17 protein-coding genes are annotated in these 16,652 nt (G+C 63.8%); 13 read left to right on the top strand and 4 right to left on the bottom strand.

The features are described 5' to 3' along the window. The first annotated feature begins 2 nt into the window (after window positions 1-2). The gene (locus ACK6AU_RS05220; protein ID WP_185696990.1) at window positions 3-635 is read left to right on the top strand and encodes a 2OG-Fe(II) oxygenase; all 633 of its coding nucleotides are present in this window, start codon (window positions 3-5) and stop codon (window positions 633-635) included. Window positions 636-637: 2 nt separating this feature from the next. Next, on the top strand, window positions 638-1,126 hold the full coding sequence (locus ACK6AU_RS05215) for a DUF523 domain-containing protein (protein ID WP_409298100.1): 489 nt from the start codon (window positions 638-640) through the stop codon (window positions 1,124-1,126). Between the two features lie 116 nt (window positions 1,127-1,242). Here the strand turns inward: ACK6AU_RS05215 and ACK6AU_RS05210 are convergent, their stop codons facing one another. After that, window positions 1,243-2,028 (bottom strand): transporter substrate-binding domain-containing protein, encoded by a 786-nt coding sequence (locus ACK6AU_RS05210; protein ID WP_185696992.1) that lies wholly within the window; start codon window positions 2,026-2,028, stop codon window positions 1,243-1,245. A gap of 131 nt (window positions 2,029-2,159) precedes the next feature. Here ACK6AU_RS05210 and ACK6AU_RS05205 point away from each other — a divergent pair, with 131 nt between their 5' ends. Beyond that, complete coding sequence (locus tag ACK6AU_RS05205) at window positions 2,160-2,597, top strand: DUF4399 domain-containing protein (RefSeq protein ID WP_185696993.1); 438 nt, start codon at window positions 2,160-2,162, stop codon at window positions 2,595-2,597. 128 nt (window positions 2,598-2,725) lie between these two features. On the opposite strand, the gene serA is transcribed toward ACK6AU_RS05205, so the two are convergent. Next, the gene (serA, locus tag ACK6AU_RS05200; protein WP_185696994.1) at window positions 2,726-3,955 is read right to left on the bottom strand and encodes a phosphoglycerate dehydrogenase; all 1,230 of its coding nucleotides are present in this window, start codon (window positions 3,953-3,955) and stop codon (window positions 2,726-2,728) included. 203 nt (window positions 3,956-4,158) lie between these two features. On the opposite strand from serA, the gene ACK6AU_RS05195 reads away from it, so the two are divergent. The 4 genes from ACK6AU_RS05195 to ACK6AU_RS05180 all read left to right on the top strand — a co-directional run bounded on the left by ACK6AU_RS05195 (window position 4,159) and on the right by ACK6AU_RS05180 (window position 8,353). Beyond that, a complete protein-coding gene (locus tag ACK6AU_RS05195) occupies window positions 4,159-5,553 on the top strand; it encodes an FAD-binding oxidoreductase (protein ID WP_185696995.1) in 1,395 nt (464 codons plus the stop codon). 41 nt (window positions 5,554-5,594) lie between these two features. Then, window positions 5,595-6,260, top strand: coding sequence for a fumarylacetoacetate hydrolase family protein (locus tag ACK6AU_RS05190; RefSeq protein ID WP_409298096.1), 666 nt, complete (start codon window positions 5,595-5,597; stop codon window positions 6,258-6,260). A 163-nt stretch (window positions 6,261-6,423) separates the two neighbouring features. Continuing rightward, window positions 6,424-7,347 carry an SdiA-regulated domain-containing protein gene (locus tag ACK6AU_RS05185; protein WP_185696997.1) on the top strand — a complete coding sequence of 308 codons (924 nt, stop codon included), beginning with the start codon at window positions 6,424-6,426 and terminating at the stop codon, window positions 7,345-7,347. A gap of 97 nt (window positions 7,348-7,444) precedes the next feature. After that, on the top strand, window positions 7,445-8,353 hold the full coding sequence (locus ACK6AU_RS05180) for an SdiA-regulated domain-containing protein (RefSeq protein ID WP_409298094.1): 909 nt from the start codon (window positions 7,445-7,447) through the stop codon (window positions 8,351-8,353). Between the two features lie 57 nt (window positions 8,354-8,410). Here the strand turns inward: ACK6AU_RS05180 and rpiA are convergent, their stop codons facing one another. Then, on the bottom strand, window positions 8,411-9,082 hold the full coding sequence (gene rpiA / locus ACK6AU_RS05175) for a ribose-5-phosphate isomerase RpiA (protein ID WP_022641685.1): 672 nt from the start codon (window positions 9,080-9,082) through the stop codon (window positions 8,411-8,413). 206 nt (window positions 9,083-9,288) lie between these two features. Between rpiA and ilvA the strand changes: the two genes are divergently transcribed. Genes ilvA through ACK6AU_RS05155 form a run of 4 tightly spaced genes read left to right on the top strand, consistent with a single transcriptional unit; the run spans window position 9,289 to window position 13,012 of the window. Continuing rightward, window positions 9,289-10,803 (top strand): threonine ammonia-lyase, biosynthetic, encoded by a 1,515-nt coding sequence (gene ilvA, locus ACK6AU_RS05170; RefSeq protein ID WP_409298091.1) that lies wholly within the window; start codon window positions 9,289-9,291, stop codon window positions 10,801-10,803. Between the two features lie 40 nt (window positions 10,804-10,843). Further along, on the top strand, window positions 10,844-11,272 hold the full coding sequence (locus ACK6AU_RS05165; RefSeq protein WP_409298089.1) for a DUF2269 family protein: 429 nt from the start codon (window positions 10,844-10,846) through the stop codon (window positions 11,270-11,272). Between the two features lie 19 nt (window positions 11,273-11,291). Beyond that, complete coding sequence (locus ACK6AU_RS05160) at window positions 11,292-12,548, top strand: SDR family oxidoreductase (protein WP_185697001.1); 1,257 nt, start codon at window positions 11,292-11,294, stop codon at window positions 12,546-12,548. Beyond that, the gene (locus ACK6AU_RS05155) at window positions 12,545-13,012 is read left to right on the top strand and encodes a DUF2269 domain-containing protein (protein WP_185697002.1); all 468 of its coding nucleotides are present in this window, start codon (window positions 12,545-12,547) and stop codon (window positions 13,010-13,012) included. The genes ACK6AU_RS05160 and ACK6AU_RS05155 overlap by 4 nt, the downstream gene beginning before the upstream one ends. A gap of 45 nt (window positions 13,013-13,057) precedes the next feature. On the opposite strand, the gene ACK6AU_RS05150 is transcribed toward ACK6AU_RS05155, so the two are convergent. Next, window positions 13,058-13,714 (bottom strand): HAD family phosphatase, encoded by a 657-nt coding sequence (locus ACK6AU_RS05150; protein WP_185697003.1) that lies wholly within the window; start codon window positions 13,712-13,714, stop codon window positions 13,058-13,060. A gap of 143 nt (window positions 13,715-13,857) precedes the next feature. On the opposite strand from ACK6AU_RS05150, the gene ACK6AU_RS05145 reads away from it, so the two are divergent. Then, the gene (locus ACK6AU_RS05145) at window positions 13,858-14,337 is read left to right on the top strand and encodes an RNA pyrophosphohydrolase (protein WP_011064073.1); all 480 of its coding nucleotides are present in this window, start codon (window positions 13,858-13,860) and stop codon (window positions 14,335-14,337) included. 22 nt (window positions 14,338-14,359) lie between these two features. Beyond that, complete coding sequence (gene ptsP, locus ACK6AU_RS05140) at window positions 14,360-16,639, top strand: phosphoenolpyruvate--protein phosphotransferase (protein ID WP_185697004.1); 2,280 nt, start codon at window positions 14,360-14,362, stop codon at window positions 16,637-16,639. Window positions 16,640-16,652 lie beyond the last annotated feature (13 nt).

The following is a 16,652-nucleotide window of genomic DNA, read 5'->3' as shown; positions in this document are numbered from 1 at the left end:
CTATGCGCGCCATGCACATACCCTCTGATCATCCGCTGTTGTTGAGCATCGTCGACGACCTGGCCGCCCGTGGCTGGTCGCAGCAGGATCTTTTCCTGCCTGAGGCTCTGACCCTCGACCTGGCTGCCGAGTGCCGTAAACGCGCGGCCGAGGGCGAACTGGCTCCAGCGGCGGTCGGGCGCGGGCTCGCCCAGGAAATCCGCGAGGGTATCCGTGGCGACCATATCCAGTGGCTCGAACCCGGCCAGGCCGAGGCCAGCGACGCCTACCTGGCGCTCATGGACAGCCTGCGCGAAGCCTTGAACCGTGGCCTGTTCCTTGGCCTGGAGGATTTCGAGTGTCATTTCGCGATGTATCCGCCGGGTGCCTTCTACAAGCGCCATGTGGACCGCTTTCGCGACGATGACCGGCGCATGGTGTCGGCGGTGATCTACCTCAACTCGCAATGGCTGCCCGAGCATGGCGGGCAATTGCGCATGTACCTCGAGGACCAGGGGCAGCACGATGTCGACCCGCTCGGCGGCCGGCTGGTGGTGTTCCTCTCCGGCGAGCTGCCCCATGAGGTCCTGCCCGCGACCCGCGAGCGCCTGTCCCTGACCGGCTGGTTCCGGCGCCGTGGCAACGAGCCGTTCTGACGATGCACAAGATCCTGGTCAGCCGCTGCCTTTTGGGCCACCGCGTACGCTACGACGGCGGCGCCAGTGGTCCTTTCGATCAATTGGCGGCCTGGCAGCAGGAGGGGCGGGTGGTGGCCCTGTGCCCGGAAGTGGCTGGTGGCTTGCCGACACCGCGGGCCGCGGCGGAAATCCCGGGCGGCCAGGGCATCGATGTGCTGCAGGGGCGGGCGCCGGTGATGAGCACGGCCGGTGAAGACGTCAGCGCCGAGTTCCTCTGCGGGGCCCGGCAGGCTTTGGCCCTGGTGGAAAAGCATGGCATCCGTATTGCCGTGCTCAAGGCCAACAGCCCGTCTTGCGGCAACCTGTGGACCTATGACGGCACCTTCAGTGGGGTCAAGGTCCCGGGAGAGGGGGTCACCGCCGCCTTGCTCAAGCAGCACGGCGTGCAGGTCTTCAGCGAACTGCAACTGCTCGAGGCCGCCAGCGCCCTCGCTGCCTTGTCCTCGTAGCCGCTGTCGAGTTTCTGCGAGGCTGCGAAAAGGCCTGAAGAGCCTTACTGGGTGCTTTCCCGCCAACCTCTGGCGGCCATGAAGTCCCTGCGTCCTGCGCCGGCTACAGGTCAGGCTTATTGCTCGGCCTGGCCCTTGGGCGGCTTGCTGGCGTCCATGCCGAACCATTTCTCCGACAGGGCCATCAGCCGGCCATCTGCCTTGATCCGCTGCAAGGCGCTATCCAGGCTGGCGCGGAATGCCGGGTTGCCTTTCTGGAAGGGGATCGCCAGGCTGAGGGTCGGTCCCACCTTGGCGCCTTCCTTCACCGGCAGGCGGCTGTCGCGAATCGCATAGGGGATCAGCAGGCGGTCGCTGATGGCGGCGTCGATCTGCTTGTCCGCCACATCCTTGATCGGCTGCTGGGCATCGGCATAGCTACGCAGGTTGATGCCTTCGACGGTCCGCGCCTGGTCGACGAACTGGCTGCCCTGGGCCACGCCCAGGGCCCGGCCACGCAGGGATTGCAGGGAAAACAGCGGGCGCTGCTCTTCCTTGCGCACGATCAGTTGGGCGCTGGAGTAGCTGTAGGGCTCGCTGAAGTCGAAACGGTCCTTGAGCTCCGGTGTCACTGCTATGTGATTGATGGCCACGTCGAACCTTCCGCTCTCGACGCCGGGCAGCAACTCGTCGGTGTCGGTCACCACGAAGTCCGCGCGCACGTCCAGTTCGCTGGCCAGCAACTGCCCCAGCTCGACTTCGAAGCCGCTGAGCTTGCCGTCATCCTTGAAGTTGAAGGGTGGAGTATCGGCTTCAAGGGCGATACGCAGTTCCCCGCGGTCGTTGATGTCATCCATCAACTCGGCGTGGACGCAGGTGCTCGCCAGGGGCAGCAAAAGTATCAGGCCAGGCAAAAAACGCATGGTCACTCCTTGAATTCATGTGAGCGATGCGCTGTTCAGGCTCGCTTTGCTAAGGTGTTGAGTGCCTTCGACAACGAACAGCCACAAAGTTGTCATAACCGTAAAAGAATCGCGGAAAACTGGAGAAGATAATGAAAAAGTATATGTCTTGTGCGGCCCTGGCGGGTTTGTTGCTGGGAGCCTCGATGCTCGCCGGCGCGGCTGAAATTCCTCGTACGCAGGCCCCTGCCGGTGCCAAGGTGTCGATTGTTTCCCCGGCTGATGGAGCAACCGTGGACAAGACCTTCAAGGTGAAGTTCGGGGTCGAGGGCATCGCCCTGGCGCCAGCGGGCGACCAGACCGCCAACACTGGTCATCACCACCTGCTGATCGATGTCGACCAGCTACCGGCCGAGAACCTGCCGATTCCGATGGACGCCAACCACCTGCACTTCGGCAAGGCCCAGACCGAGACCGAAGTGACCCTGGCCCCGGGCAAGCACACCCTTCAGCTGGAACTGGGGGACAAGAACCACGTACCGTTCGACCCGGTGATCGTTTCGAAGAAAATCACAGTGACCGTGAAATAAGCGTAAACGCCGTACAAAAAAGGGAGCCCATCAAGGCTCCCTTTTTTGTACGGCTAGCTACAAGGCTGCAGCTACAAACCAGGGCGGGCCCTTGCTTGCAGCTTGAGACTTGCCGCTTGAAGCTTCTGTTAGAACAGCACGCGGCAGCGGATAGTGCCGTTGATGTGCTGCAGCTTCTCTTGCGCCAGGTCCGAGTACTCGGCGTCGACGTCGATCACCACGTAGCCGACCTTTTCGTTGGTCTGCAGGAACTGGCCGGAGATGTTGATGCCATTTTCCGCGAAGACTTTGTTGATCTCGCTCATCACGCCCGGGATGTTCTCGTGGATGTGCAACAGGCGATGCTTGCCAGGGTGGGCAGGCAGGGCCACTTCCGGGAAGTTGACCGAGGACACCGAGGTGCCGTTGTCGCTGTACTTGACCAGTTTCTCGGCCACTTCCAGGCCGATGTTGGCCTGGGCCTCGGCGGTGGAACCACCGATGTGCGGGGTCAGGATCACGTTGTCCAGGCCACGCAGCGGGCTTTCGAACTCTTCGTCGTTGGAGCGTGGCTCGACCGGGAATACGTCGATGGCCGCGCCGATCAGGTGCTTGTCCTTGATCGCGTCCGCCAGGGCGTCCAGCTCGACCACGGTGCCGCGCGCGGCGTTGATCAGGATGCCGCCCTTCTTGATGGCGCGGATTTCCTTCTCGCCGATCATCCACTGGGTGGCCGCGGTTTCCGGCACGTGCAGGGTGACGATGTCGGACATGCCCAGCAGCTCGTGCAGGTTGCCCACCTGGGTCGCGTTGCCCAGTGGCAGCTTGGTCACGGTGTCATAGAAGAACACCTGCATGCCCAGGCCCTCGGCCAGGACCGACAGTTGGGTGCCAATGGAGCCATAACCGACGATGCCCAGCTTCTTGCCACGGATCTCGAAGGAGTTGGCTGCGCTCTTGATCCAGCCGCCACGGTGGCAGGAGGCGTTTTTCTCGGGGATACCGCGCAACAGCAGGATGGCCTCGGCCAGTACCAGCTCGGCGACCGAGCGGGTGTTGGAGTAAGGCGCGTTGAACACCGCGATGCCGCGCTCGCGGGCCGCGGACAGGTCAACCTGGTTGGTGCCGATGCAGAAGCAACCCACCGCGACCAGTTTCTTGGCGTGGTCGAAGATCTCCTCGGTCAGCTGGGTGCGGGAACGAATGCCGATGAAATGCGCATCGGCGATCTTTTCCTTGAGCTGGGCTTCGGGCAGAGAACTGGTGAGGTACTCGATGTTGGTGTAGCCGGCGGCCTTGAGCACGTCGACAGCGGATTGGTGGACGCCTTCGAGGAGAAGGAACTTGATCTTGCTCTTATCGAGAGAAGTCTTGCTCATCTGCGTAAACCTGTGTCCCGGAGAAAATTGGCAGGGAAGTGGACAGCTTGAGCTGACCTGGGCGGCGCGCGGCCGACACCGCAGAAGGCCCTTGGGCACTCTTCTGCGGGGGCGGTATGCTAGCATACGCGCCCCGCTAAACACTCATTCCTGCGACGTGAAGCGTTCTCAGGATGACCATGAATTGTTCGAGAGTTCTGTCGATGACCAATCCTGCCCTGATTGATGAGCTGAAGACCCTGGTTGAGCCCGGCAAGGTGCTGACCGACGCTGACTCGCTGAATGCCTACGGCAAGGATTGGACCAAGCACTTCGCCCCCGCGCCGACCGCCATCGTGTTCCCCAAGACCATCGAACAGGTCCAGGCCATCGTCCGCTGGGCCAACCAGCACAAGGTGGCGCTGGTGCCTTCAGGCGGTCGCACCGGGCTTTCGGCGGCAGCGGTAGCGGCCAACGGCGAGGTGGTGGTGGCCTTCGACTACATGAACCAGATTCTCGACCTGAACCTGACCGACCGCACCGCGGTGTGCCAGCCAGGCGTGGTCACCGAGCAACTGCAGAACCTGGCGGAAGAAAACGGCCTGTACTATCCGGTGGACTTCGCTTCGGCAGGCTCCAGCCAGATTGGCGGTAACATCGGCACCAATGCCGGCGGGATCAAGGTCATTCGCTACGGCATGACCCGTAATTGGGTGGCTGGCATGAAGGTGGTCACCGGCAAGGGCGACCTGCTGGAGCTGAACCGCGACCTGATCAAGAACGCCACCGGCTACGACCTGCGCCAGCTGTTCATCGGTGCCGAGGGCACCCTGGGTTTCGTGGTCGAGGCCACCATGCGCCTGGACCGGGCGCCGAAGAATCTCACTGCCATGGTCCTGGGCACGCCTGATTTCGACTCGATCATGCCGGTGCTGCATGCATTCCAGGGCAAGGTCGACCTGACGGCTTTCGAATTCTTCTCCGACAAGGCGCTGGCCAAGGTCCTGGCCCGCGGCGACGTACCGGCGCCATTCGAATCGCAATGCCCGTTCTATGCCCTGCTGGAGTTCGAGGCCACCACCGAGGAAGTGGCCAACCACGCCCTGGAAACCTTCGAGCATTGCGTCGAGCAGGGCTGGGTCCTGGATGGCGTGATGAGCCAGAGCGAAACCCAGCTGCAGAACCTGTGGAAGCTGCGTGAGTACATCTCCGAGACCATCTCCCACTGGACGCCCTACAAGAACGACATCTCGGTCACCGTATCGAAGGTGCCGGCATTCCTCCAGGAAATCGACGCCATCGTCGGCAAGCACTACCCGGATTTCGAGATCGTCTGGTTCGGCCACATCGGCGACGGCAACCTGCACCTGAACATCCTCAAGCCGGAAAACCTGAGCAAGGACGAGTTCTTCGCCAAGTGCGCCACGGTCAACAAGTGGGTGTTCGAAACCGTCGAGAAGCACAATGGTTCGATTTCCGCCGAGCACGGCGTGGGCATGACCAAGCGCGACTACCTGACCTACAGCCGCTCGCCGGTGGAAATCGAGTACATGAAGGCCGTCAAGGCGGTCTTCGACCCGAACGGCATCATGAACCCGGGCAAGATCTTCGCTGCTTGAGTCCGGGCAGCCCTGAACACGCGTACGAACAGGAGTCGGTAATGAGCTATCAGCACCAGTATGTCGACGGTACCCGGATTCATTTTCCCCTGGGCAAGGTGGTATGCATCGGTCGCAACTACGCCGAGCACGCCAGGGAGCTGGACAACCCGGTTCCCACCGAGCCGCTGCTGTTCATCAAGCCGGGCAGCTGTGTCGTGCCCCTGGAAGACGGTTTTGCCATTCCCACCGAGCGTGGTTCGGTGCATTACGAGGCCGAGATCGCGGTGTTGATCGGCAAGCCGCTGTCCCCCAAGCCCAGTCGCGAAGAAGTGCTGGATGCCATCTCCGGTTTCGCCCCGGCCCTGGACCTGACCCTGCGCGACAAGCAGGCCGAGCTCAAGGCCAAGGGCCTGTCCTGGGAAATCGCCAAGTCGTTCGACGGCGCCGCGGTAATCGCGCCTTTCGTGGTAGGCAGCACCTTCGCCGACCTGACCGACATCGGCATTCGCCTGACCATCAATGGCGAGGTACGCCAGGATGGCAACAGCAGCATCATGCTCAATCCTATCGTGCCGATGATCCAGTACATGGCCGGCTGCTTTTCGTTGCAGGCCGGCGATGTGATCCTCACGGGTACTCCGGTGGGTGTCGGTCCGCTGAATGTCGGTGACGAGCTGGTGCTGGAATTGCCGGGCGCCAGCCGCTTCACCAGCACTGTCCGTTGATCGGAAACTTTCTGCGAGGCACCGAAAAGCCGGACATCTCGCAGAAAGCCTTCCGCGCTTTTACCGTTTTTTCACATTTCACCCGGATAATCCTGCAGTTTATGGTTCGCAGCGTTCAAATTCGCGTGCTATTACCTAAGGCCGAGCTTCTGGAATCTGTGAAATGGATGCCCAACCTCTGACCAAATCCAATGTCCCTCGCCGTCTGCGACTGCGCATGCGCTGGTATTCCTGGCTGCTGCTGGCCGGGGTGATCAGCTATGGTCTGGCCAGCATCATGCACTGGGACGATCGCGGCGTGCTCTGGTTGCAGGAAGGCTTCGTCACTCCTGCAGAGCGCAGTGCCAGTATCTGGTTGCCGGCCTATCGGGCGGTGATCGATGCCAAGTTGCTGCCTGGCCTGGAGCGCGACGAAGCTTCCGATCTTTCGTACAACCCCAGGACCAAGACGTTGTTCTCGGTGATGGGCAAGCATCCTTTCCTGGTGGAGCTGAGCCTGCAGGGCGATGTCCTGCGCAAGATCCCGCTGGTGGGCTGGAGCAATCCGGAAGGCGTGGCGGTCATGGAGGATGGCTTGATGGCCATCGTCGACGAGCGCGAACATTCGTTGGTGATCGTCAAGGTCGATGGCTCCACCAGCCAGTTGAACATCGCCGATTTCCCCAAGTACGACCTGGGCCCTTCGGAAGACCAGAACAAGGCTTTCGAAGCCGTGGCCTGGGATCCGCGCAAGCAGCAGTTGCTGCTGGGCGAGGAACGGCCACCAGCGTTGTTCACCTGGAGCAGCGACGGTCGTGTGCTCAAGGGCGACAAGCAAAGGCTGCCCAGCGACGAGCTCGACCTGCGCAACCTGTCGGCCCTGGGTATCGATCCGCGTACCGGCCACACCCTGGTGCTGTCGGCCGAGTCGCACTTGCTGCTGGAGCTGGACGAGCAGGGTGAGCAAGTCAGCTTCATGACCCTGCTCGGTGGTTTCAACGGCCTGAAGAACACCATCCCCCGCGCCGAAGGCGTAGCCATGGACGAGGCGGGCAACCTGTACATGGTCAGCGAGTCCAACCTGTTCTACCGCTTCGAGAAGCGCTGAACACCGGTCCCAGGCGTTGTCCGGGGCCTGCCGATTAAGCTTGAATTCAGGCGCCGGTGATATTCATGTGGCCGTCCTGTATTCGAGCTTGCCTGCCATGTATCGCCTGAGTCGTCTCCATCCCCTCTACCTGCTCCTTGGTCTTGTAGTCATGTTGCTGGCGGCATTCGCCCACAACCATCGGCTGTGGCAGCGCGCCTGGTTCGATTGGCAGGCCTACTGGCAAGCGGGTGATCCGCATTCGCTGGGTCTGGGCGATTACCGAATGGTGCGCGAGGCCCAGCCCATCGAGGGCCTGGACGATGTCTCGGCGCTGACCTACGACCCGTTGCGCAAAAGCCTGTTCACCGTGACCAACAAGCAACCGGAGCTGATCGAGCTGTCCCTGGACGGGCAGGTACTGCGGCGTATCGCCCTGGTGGGGTTCGCCGATCCCGAGGCGGTGGAGTTCATCAGTGCCGGGACCTATGTGATCAGCGACGAGCGCCAGCAGCGGTTGATCAAGATCCATCTGCAGGACGACACCCAGGTAGTAGATGCGGCGCAGTCCGAGCAGGTGACCCTCGGTGTGCACCTGAGCGGCAACAAGGGGTTCGAGGGCTTGGCCTACGACTCCCGGGGCAAGCGCCTGTTCGTCGCCAAGGAGCGCGATCCGATGCTGATCTACGAGGTGCAGGGGTTTCCCGACAGCGAGCCGGACACGCCCTATGGCATGCACGTGGTGAACAACCCCAAGCGGGATGCCGCGCTGTTCGTGCGTGATCTTTCCAGCCTGCAATACGATGAGCGCAGCGGCCATCTGCTGGCGTTGTCGGATGAGTCGCGACTGGTGCTGGAGCTGGATGCCCAGGGGCGCCCCCTGAGCACCCTGGCGCTGGGCAAGGGCCGCCAGGGCCTGGACCGGGCGGTGCCCCAGGCCGAGGGTATCGCCATGGACGATGAAGGCACGTTGTACCTGGTCAGCGAACCGAACCTGTTCTACGTCTTCAAGAAACCCGCGCGCTAGCCCGGGCGTTGCCGGGATTGGCTCGCCACAGCGGCCAATCCGGCAGGGGGAGCGTGATCAGGCCTTGAGGGTCTGCACGCCTTCGGCGGTGCCCAGCAGCAGCACGTCGGCGGGACGCGCGGCGAACAGGCCGTTGGTGACCACGCCGACGATGGCGTTGATCTGGCTTTCCAGCTCCACCGGGTTGCTGATCTGCATGTTGTGCACGTCGAGGATGATGTTGCCGTTGTCGGTGATCACGCCTTCACGGTACACCGGATCGCCGCCCAGCTTCACCAGCTCGCGAGCCACGTGGCTGCGGGCCATCGGGATGACTTCCACCGGCAGCGGGAAGGCGCCCAGCACCGAGACCAGCTTGCTGGCGTCGGCGATGCAGATGAAGGTCTTGGCCACGGCCGCGACGATCTTCTCGCGGGTCAGGGCCGCGCCGCCGCCCTTGATCAGGTTCAGGTGCGCATCGCTTTCGTCGGCGCCGTCGATGTAGAACTCCAGCTCGCTGACGGTGTTGAGCTCATACACCGGGATGCCGTGGCCCTTGAGGCGCGCGGCGGTGGCTTCGGAACTGGCCACGGCGCCATCGAAGGCGCCCTTGTGCCGGGCCAGGGCGTCGATGAAGCAGTTGGCGGTGGAGCCGGTGCCGACCCCGACGATGCTCTTGTCGTCGAGTTTCGGCAGGATGAGGTCGACGGCGGCCTGGGCGACGGCCTGTTTGAGTTGATCCTGGGTCATGCGGGCTCCGAAGCGGGCAGGGGGGCACAAAGCCCGGCATTATAGGCGTCGGCGCCGGCCAGGTCATTGCCCGTCTGGCCACTCGCCCGGCGGCGCTGCCCACAGGGCCCGCAGGCAGGCTAAAACCTCTGGATTCGTGTGGTCGCCCGGGCAAACGCTGGGTTAGACTCCTTGGCCCTGCCCAACCCGCTCAGTGATGCTTTCCGATGCTCGAACAGTACGTAAAGAAGATCCTCACCTCGCGCGTTTATGACGTTGCCGTGGAAACCCCATTGCAGACCGCCCGCCAGCTCTCCGAGCGGCTGGGCAACCAGGTCTGGCTCAAGCGCGAAGACTTGCAGCCGGTGTTCTCGTTCAAGATCCGTGGCGCCTACAACAAGCTGACCCAGCTCACCGACGCCGAGCGCGCCCGTGGCGTGGTCACTGCATCGGCGGGCAACCATGCCCAGGGCCTGGCCCTGGCCGCCAAGGTGCTGGGGGTCAAGGCCACCATCGTGATGCCCAAGACCACTCCCGAGATCAAGGTCGAAGGCGTGCGTTCCCGTGGCGGCAAGGTGGTGCTGCACGGCGATACCTTCCCCGAGGCGCTGGCCTATTCGCTGAAGCTGGTGGATGAGAAGGGCTACGTCTACATCCATCCTTATGACGATCCCCACACCATTGCCGGGCAGGGCACGGTGGCGATGGAGATCCTGCGCCAGCATCCCGGCCCGCTGGATGCGATCTTCGTACCGGTCGGTGGCGGCGGCCTGATCGCCGGCATCGCCGCATACGTGAAATACCTGCGCCCGGAGGTCCGGGTCATCGGTGTCGAGCCGGACGATTCCAACTGCCTGCAAATGGCCATGGCCGCCGGCGAGCGGGTGGTGTTGCCGAGCGTGGGCATCTTCGCCGACGGCGTGGCCGTGGCGCAGATCGGCCAGCATACCTTCGATATCTGCAAGGACCATGTCGACGAGGTCATCACGGTCAGCACCGACGAGATCTGTGCGGCAATCAAGGATATCTACGACGATACCCGCTCGATCACCGAACCTGCCGGGGCCCTTGGGGTGGCAGGGATCAAGAAGTACGTCGAGCAGTGTGGCATCACCGGGCAGACCCTGGTGGCCATCGATTCCGGCGCCAACGTCAACTTCGACCGCCTGCGCCACGTGGCCGAGCGCGCCGAGCTGGGTGAGGGCCGCGAAGCCATCATCGCCGTGACCATTCCCGAGCAGCCCGGTAGCTTCAAGGCGTTCTGCGAGGCGGTGGGCAAGCGCCAGATCACCGAATTCAACTACCGCTACAACACCGGCAGCGAGGCGCATATCTTCGTTGGCGTGCAGACCCACCCGGAAAGCGATCCGCGCAGTGCCCTGATCGCCAACCTGAGCGAGCAGGGCTTCCCGGTGATCGACCTGACCGACAACGAGCTGGCCAAGCTGCATATTCGCTACATGGTCGGCGGCCGGGCGGAGAAGGTCAGCGACGAGCTGGTGCTGCGCTTCGAGTTCCCGGAGCGTCCGGGCGCCTTGTTCAACTTCCTCAACAAGCTGGGCGGACGCTGGAACATCTCCATGTTCCACTACCGCAACCACGGCGCGGCGGACGGGCGAGTGGTCGCCGGCCTGCAAGTGCCGGCCGAGGAGCGCCACCTGGTGCCGGCGGCCCTGGAGCAGATCGGATATCCGTACTGGGACGAAAGCGACAATCCGGCCTACCAGCTGTTCCTGGGCTGAGCGGCTACGCTGAGGATCGAGGCCTTAAGGACGCGAGAATATGGAAACGCTGACCACGCTCAAGACACTTCATATACTGGCCACGGTGCTGCTGCTGGGCAGCGCGCTGGGCCTGGCGATCTGGGTCTGGCGCCTGCGTCGCCAGGGTGACGCGACCGTCTATAGCCGGGTGCTGCACCGTCCGGGCCTGTTCGGCTGGCTGCTGCTGGCCCTGGGCCTGGTGACCCTGCCGGTCACCGGCTGGTGGCTGGTGCACCTGGTGGGCTGGCCGCTGGGGCAGACCTGGGTCCTGGGCTCCAGCGTGCTCTACACCCTGGGCGCGCTGGCCTGGCTATGGCTGATGGTGCGCCTTAATCGGCTGCGCGTGGCCAAGGCCGCCAGTGGTCTGGCCTTTACCCTGGTCCTGGCGGTCTTCAGTGCCCTGTGCTTCGTCACCATTGCCGGCCTCATGGGGGCCAAGCCGGTCTGACCCGGCTTTAAGGATTGCCATGAAGGTCGTTCTGGTGGGGGCCACGGGGTTCGTCGGCCGTCATCTGCTGGCAGCGTTGCACGCCGCCGGCCATCAATTGATCGCTACCAGTCGCCAGCCACAACCTCGGGGTTTGCCCGGGGTGCAGTGGCTGCAACTGGACCTGGATCGCCTCGGTCGCGAGCCCGGTTCGTTCGAGCTGCCGGCGGATACCGACCTGCTGATCAATGCCGCCGGGCTGCTGAGCAATGATCCCCAGGCCCTGAGCCTGACCCAGGACTTGGGCACGCGGGCACTGTTCGACCTGGCTGCGGCCCGCGGCGCCCGGGTGCTGCAGATTTCCGCGTTGGGCGCCGGCAGCCAGCCCCGGGTGCCGTTCCTGGCGAGCAAGGCCATGGCGGACGATTATCTGCTGGGCCTTAATATTCCGGCGGTAGTGCTGCGCCCGTCATTGGTGCTCGGTGCCGGGGGCGCCAGCAGTGGCTGGCTGGCGCGATTGTCGCCCTGGCCGCTGATTCCGCTGCTGTCCGCCCAGGCGCGGATGCAGCCCCTGCATGTGGATGACTTGAGCGCCGCGGTGCTGGCGCTGCTGCGGCACTGGCCGCAAGAGTCCATGGTCTTGCCGCTGGTCGGCCCGGAGCGGATGACCATGGGGCAATTGCTCGATCGCCTGCGGGCAGCCCAGGGCTGGGCGCCAGCTCGTTACCTGCAACTGCCGGGGCCGTTCCTGGGCCTGGCCGCGCTGCTGGGCGAGCGCCTGGGTTGGCGGGCCTTGAGCCGGCAAAGCCTGAGCATGGCCCGGCAAGACAACCTGGCCGACCCCGAGGCGCTGGCATCGGTCTGTGGTTATCACGCCGCGCCGTTGGCGACGCGCCTGCAAGACTGGCCCCAGGCCGGGCAGACCACCCAGTGGGTGCTGCGGCCGTTGTTATTGGCAGTGATGGTGCTGATCTGGCTCGGCACGGCGGTGGTGTGCGTCGGTCCCGGCTACGACTGGGGCCTGCGGATCATGGCCGAGGCCGGGGTACAGGGCGCCTGGGCGGTGCTGGCAGTGATCGGCGGTTCGCTCTGCGACGCAGCACTGGGCGTCGGCCTGCTGCTACGGCGCTGGCGCCGGCGGGCCATGCAGGCGCAGTTGCTGCTGATGCTCGGCTACACGCTGATCATCAGCCTGATCCTGCCGCATTTCTGGTTTGACCCTTATGCCGCCGTCGCCAAGAACCTGGTGCTGATGGTGGCGACCCTTTGGCTGTTGTGGACCGAACCTCGTCGATGAGCGCTTACCTGCTGCTGAAAACCCTGCATATCCTGTCTTCCACCGTGCTCTTCGGCCTGGGTGCCGGGTCGGCCTACTACGCCTTGCGGGCCTGGCGCAGTGGCCAGGTGCAGGTGATCGCCGTGACCTTCAGGCACCTGGTGTTCGCCGACTGGGCCTTCACCGCGACCACGGCGGTGTTCCAGCCGCTGAGCGGGCTGGGTTTGATCCACTTGGCGGGGTGGTCGATCCAGCAGTCCTGGCTGATGTGGAGCCTGGGGCTCTATGTCTTGGCGGGGGCGTGCTGGTTGCCGGTGGTCTGGCTGCAGATCCGGGTGCACAAGATGGCTGAACAAGCCTTGCGCGATGGGACGCCGATGCCGATGCGCGCCACTCTCTATATGCGCTGGTGGTTCGCCCTGGGCTGGCCGGCGTTCCTGGCCTTCATGGCGATCTTCTACCTGATGGTGGCCAAGCCGGCCTGACGACCATGAGCGGCCCCGGACCGTAGTGCGGCCCGGGGCGCCAGTTCAATCGCGCAGACTGATTACCTGCCAGCCGCGTTTCTGGGCTTCGGCGCGCAGGTTGGGATCAGGGTCGACAGCCACCGGAGTGGTCACCTGCTCCAGCAGCGGCAGGTCGTTCATCGAGTCACTGTAGAAATAGCTGTCTTGCAGGTCGTGGCCGGTTTCCTCCAGCCAGCGCTGCAGGCGGGTCACCTTGCCCTCGCGAAAGCACGGGACGTCGGTGCTGCGGCCGGTGTAGCGGCCGTCCTGCATCTCGCACTCGGTGGCGATCAGGGTTTCCACGCCCAGGCGCTCGGCGATCGGGGCGGTGACGAAGCGGTTGGTGGCGGTGATGATCACCAGCTTGTCGCCGGCTTCGCGGTGCCGGGCCAGCAGGGCCTGGGCCTTGGGCAGCAGGATCGGCTCGATGCAGTCGCGCATGTAGTCGCGGTGCCATTGGGCGAGCACGTCCATTTCGGTGCGGCCGAGGATTTCCAGGCAGAAGTTCAGGTAGGCGGCGTTGTCGAGCTTGCCAGCCAGGTAGTCCTGGTAGAACTCGTCGTTGCGGGTCTTGTAGGCCACTGGATCGAGGTGGCCCTTTTCGCACAGATAGTCGCCCCAGGCGTGATCGCTGTCGCCGCCCAGGAGGGTGTTGTCCAAGTCGAATAAAGCCAGACGCATTGCGGTTACTCACTGAAAAGTCTTGGAAAAGGTCCCCAGAATACGGTCTTTTCACAAGAGTGCACATAAGCTTGGCAGCCTCGTTGCTGCATTCCCAAGCTTTATGGAACAATGCGGCGACATGCGTTTGCGAGGTTGTAGCCGTGATCGACCCCGATGGTTTTCGCCCCAATGTCGGGATCATTCTGACGAATGATGCCGGCCAGGTGCTATGGGCTCGCCGTATCAATCAAGATGCCTGGCAGTTTCCCCAAGGCGGCATCAACCCCGACGAGACGCCGGAAGACGCTCTTTATCGCGAGTTGAACGAAGAAGTGGGCCTGGAGCGCGAAGATGTGCAAATTCTCGCCTGCACCCGCGGCTGGTTGCGCTATCGTTTGCCGCAGCGCCTGGTAAGGACCCACAGCCAACCGCTGTGCATCGGCCAAAAGCAGAAATGGTTTCTCTTGCGCCTGATCTCCAACGAGCAGCGGGTGCGGATGGACTTGACCGGTAAACCGGAATTCGATGGCTGGCGTTGGGTCAGTTATTGGTACCCGTTGGGCCAGGTGGTGACATTCAAGCGCGAAGTGTATCGCCGCGCTCTCAAAGAGCTTGCCCCGCGCCTTCTAGTGCGCGACTGACGACGGAGTTCGACCCCGAGCCATGCTCAATACGCTGCGCAAGATCGTCCAGGAAGTTAACTCCGCCAAGGATCTCAAGACGGCGTTGGGGATCATCGTCTTGCGTGTCAAAGAGGCCATGGGCAGCCAGGTCTGCTCGGTCTACCTGCTGGACCCGGAAACCAATCGTTTCGTGCTGATGGCCACCGAAGGCCTGAACAAGCGTTCCATCGGCAAGGTCAGCATGGCTCCCAACGAAGGCCTGGTGGGCCTGGTAGGCACCCGGGAAGAACCCCTGAACCTGGAAAACGCCGCCGATCACCCCCGCTACCGCTACTTCGCCGAGACCGGCGAGGAGCGCTACGCCTCCTTCCTCGGGGCGCCGATCATCCATCACCGGCGGGTGGTCGGGGTCCTGGTCATCCAGCAAAAGGAACGTCGCCAGTTCGACGAGGGCGAAGAAGCCTTCCTGGTGACCATGAGCGCCCAGCTGGCCGGGGTTATCGCCCATGCCGAGGCCACCGGTTCGATCCGTGGCCTGGGACGCCAGGGCAAGGGCATCCAGGAAGCCAAGTTCGTCGGTGTGCCGGGTTCTCCCGGCGCCGCGGTGGGCAGTGCGGTGGTGATGCTGCCGCCGGCCGACCTGGACGTGGTGCCGGACAAGCACATCATCGATATCGACGCCGAGCTGGCGTTGTTCAAGAGCGCCCTGGAAGGCGTGCGCGCCGACATGCGGGCGCTGTCGGAAAAACTCGCGACCCAGCTGCGCCCCGAAGAGCGGGCACTGTTCGACGTCTACCTGATGATGCTCGACGACGCGTCCCTGGGCAGCGAGGTCAAGGCGGTGATCCGCACCGGGCAGTGGGCCCAGGGCGCACTGCGCCAGGTGGTCAGCGATCACGTCAACCGTTTCGAACTGATGGACGACGCCTACCTGCGTGAGCGCGCTTCGGACGTCAAGGACCTGGGTCGGCGGCTCCTGGCCTACCTGCAGGAGGAGCGCCAGCAGACCCTGGTCTACCCCGACAACACCATCCTGGTCAGCGAAGAGCTGACCCCGGCCATGCTCGGCGAAGTGCCCGAAGGCAAGCTGGTGGGCCTGGTCTCGGTGCTGGGGTCGGGCAACTCCCACGTGGCGATCCTGGCCCGGGCCATGGGCATCCCGACGGTGATGGGCCTGGTCGACCTGCCGTACTCCAAGGTCGACGGCATCCAGATGATCGTCGACGGTTACCATGGCGAGGTCTACACCAACCCCAGCGATGTGCTGCGCAAGCAGTTCGCCGATGTGGTGGAAGAGGAACGGCAACTGGCCCAGGGCCTGGATGCGCTGCGCGACCAGCCGTGCGTGACCCCCGATGGCCACCGCATGCCGCTGTGGGTCAACACCGGCCTGCTGGCCGACGTGGCCCGGGCGCAGAAGCGTGGCGCCGAGGGCGTGGGCCTGTATCGCACCGAAGTGCCGTTCATGATCAACCAGCGCTTCCCCAGCGAGAAGGAACAGCTGGCGATCTACCGTGAACAACTGGCGGCGTTCCATCCGCAGCCGGTGACCATGCGCAGCCTGGACATCGGCGGCGATAAATCGCTGTCCTATTTCCCGATCAAGGAAGACAACCCGTTCCTGGGCTGGCGCGGCATCCGCGTGACCCTCGACCACCCGGAGATCTTCCTGGTGCAGGCCCGGGCCATGCTCAAGGCCAGCGAGGGCCTGAACAACCTGCGCATCCTGCTGCCGATGATCTCCGGCATCCACGAACTGGAAGAGGCACTGCACCTGATCCACCGGGCCTGGGGTGAGGTGCGCGACGAAGGAACCGACGTGCCGATGCCGCCGGTGGGGGTGATGGTCGAGATTCCCGCGGCGGTGTACCAGACCAAGGAACTGGCGCGCCAGGTGGACTTCCTGTCGGTGGGCTCCAACGACCTGACCCAGTACCTGCTGGCGGTGGACCGCAACAACCCGCGGGTGGCCGATCTCTACGACTACCTGCACCCGGCGGTGTTGCAAGCCCTGCAGACGGTGGTCCGTGACGCCCACGCCGAAGGCAAGCCGGTGAGTATCTGTGGCGAGATGGCCGGCGACCCGGCCGCCGCGGTGCTGCTGATGGCCATGGGCTTCGACAGCCTGTCGATGAACGCCACCAACCTGCCGAAGGTGAAGTGGATGCTGCGCCAGATCAGCATGACCAAGGCCAGGGAACTGCTGGACGAGATGATGACCATCGACAACCCGCAAGTTATCCACAGCTCGCTGCAGCTGGCGCTGAAGAAGCTCGGCCTGGCGCGGATGATCAACCCCGCGTCGAACAAGACCCTCTAATAGGCGAGCCGGT

It is taken from the genome of Pseudomonas sp. KCJK8993 (assembly GCF_046230915.1).
Taxonomy (GTDB): Bacteria; Pseudomonadota; Gammaproteobacteria; order Pseudomonadales; family Pseudomonadaceae; genus Aquipseudomonas; species Aquipseudomonas piscis.
This window is presented reverse-complemented; position numbering and strand designations above follow the sequence as displayed.

Excerpts from the sequence above, each read along its gene's own strand:
- ptsP (WP_185697004.1), top strand. The coding sequence starts at position 14,360 with ATGCTCAATACGCTGCGCAAGATCGTCCAGGAAGTTAACTCCGCCAAG.
- ACK6AU_RS05160 (WP_185697001.1), top strand. The coding sequence starts at position 11,292 with ATGAAGGTCGTTCTGGTGGGGGCCACGGGGTTCGTCGGCCGTCATCTG.
- ACK6AU_RS05205 (WP_185696993.1), top strand. The coding sequence starts at position 2,160 with ATGAAAAAGTATATGTCTTGTGCGGCCCTGGCGGGTTTGTTGCTGGGA.
- ACK6AU_RS05195 (WP_185696995.1), top strand. The coding sequence starts at position 4,159 with ATGACCAATCCTGCCCTGATTGATGAGCTGAAGACCCTGGTTGAGCCC.
- ACK6AU_RS05165 (WP_409298089.1), top strand. The coding sequence starts at position 10,844 with ATGGAAACGCTGACCACGCTCAAGACACTTCATATACTGGCCACGGTG.
- ACK6AU_RS05215 (WP_409298100.1), top strand. The coding sequence starts at position 638 with ATGCACAAGATCCTGGTCAGCCGCTGCCTTTTGGGCCACCGCGTACGC.
- ACK6AU_RS05180 (WP_409298094.1), top strand. The coding sequence starts at position 7,445 with ATGTATCGCCTGAGTCGTCTCCATCCCCTCTACCTGCTCCTTGGTCTT.
- ACK6AU_RS05210 (WP_185696992.1), bottom strand. The coding sequence starts at position 2,028 with ATGCGTTTTTTGCCTGGCCTGATACTTTTGCTGCCCCTGGCGAGCACC.
- rpiA (WP_022641685.1), bottom strand. The coding sequence starts at position 9,082 with ATGACCCAGGATCAACTCAAACAGGCCGTCGCCCAGGCCGCCGTCGAC.
- ACK6AU_RS05220 (WP_185696990.1), top strand. The coding sequence starts at position 3 with ATGCGCGCCATGCACATACCCTCTGATCATCCGCTGTTGTTGAGCATC.
- ACK6AU_RS05150 (WP_185697003.1), bottom strand. The coding sequence starts at position 13,714 with ATGCGTCTGGCTTTATTCGACTTGGACAACACCCTCCTGGGCGGCGAC.
- ilvA (WP_409298091.1), top strand. The coding sequence starts at position 9,289 with ATGCTCGAACAGTACGTAAAGAAGATCCTCACCTCGCGCGTTTATGAC.
- ACK6AU_RS05155 (WP_185697002.1), top strand. The coding sequence starts at position 12,545 with ATGAGCGCTTACCTGCTGCTGAAAACCCTGCATATCCTGTCTTCCACC.
- serA (WP_185696994.1), bottom strand. The coding sequence starts at position 3,955 with ATGAGCAAGACTTCTCTCGATAAGAGCAAGATCAAGTTCCTTCTCCTC.
- ACK6AU_RS05190 (WP_409298096.1), top strand. The coding sequence starts at position 5,595 with ATGAGCTATCAGCACCAGTATGTCGACGGTACCCGGATTCATTTTCCC.
- ACK6AU_RS05185 (WP_185696997.1), top strand. The coding sequence starts at position 6,424 with ATGGATGCCCAACCTCTGACCAAATCCAATGTCCCTCGCCGTCTGCGA.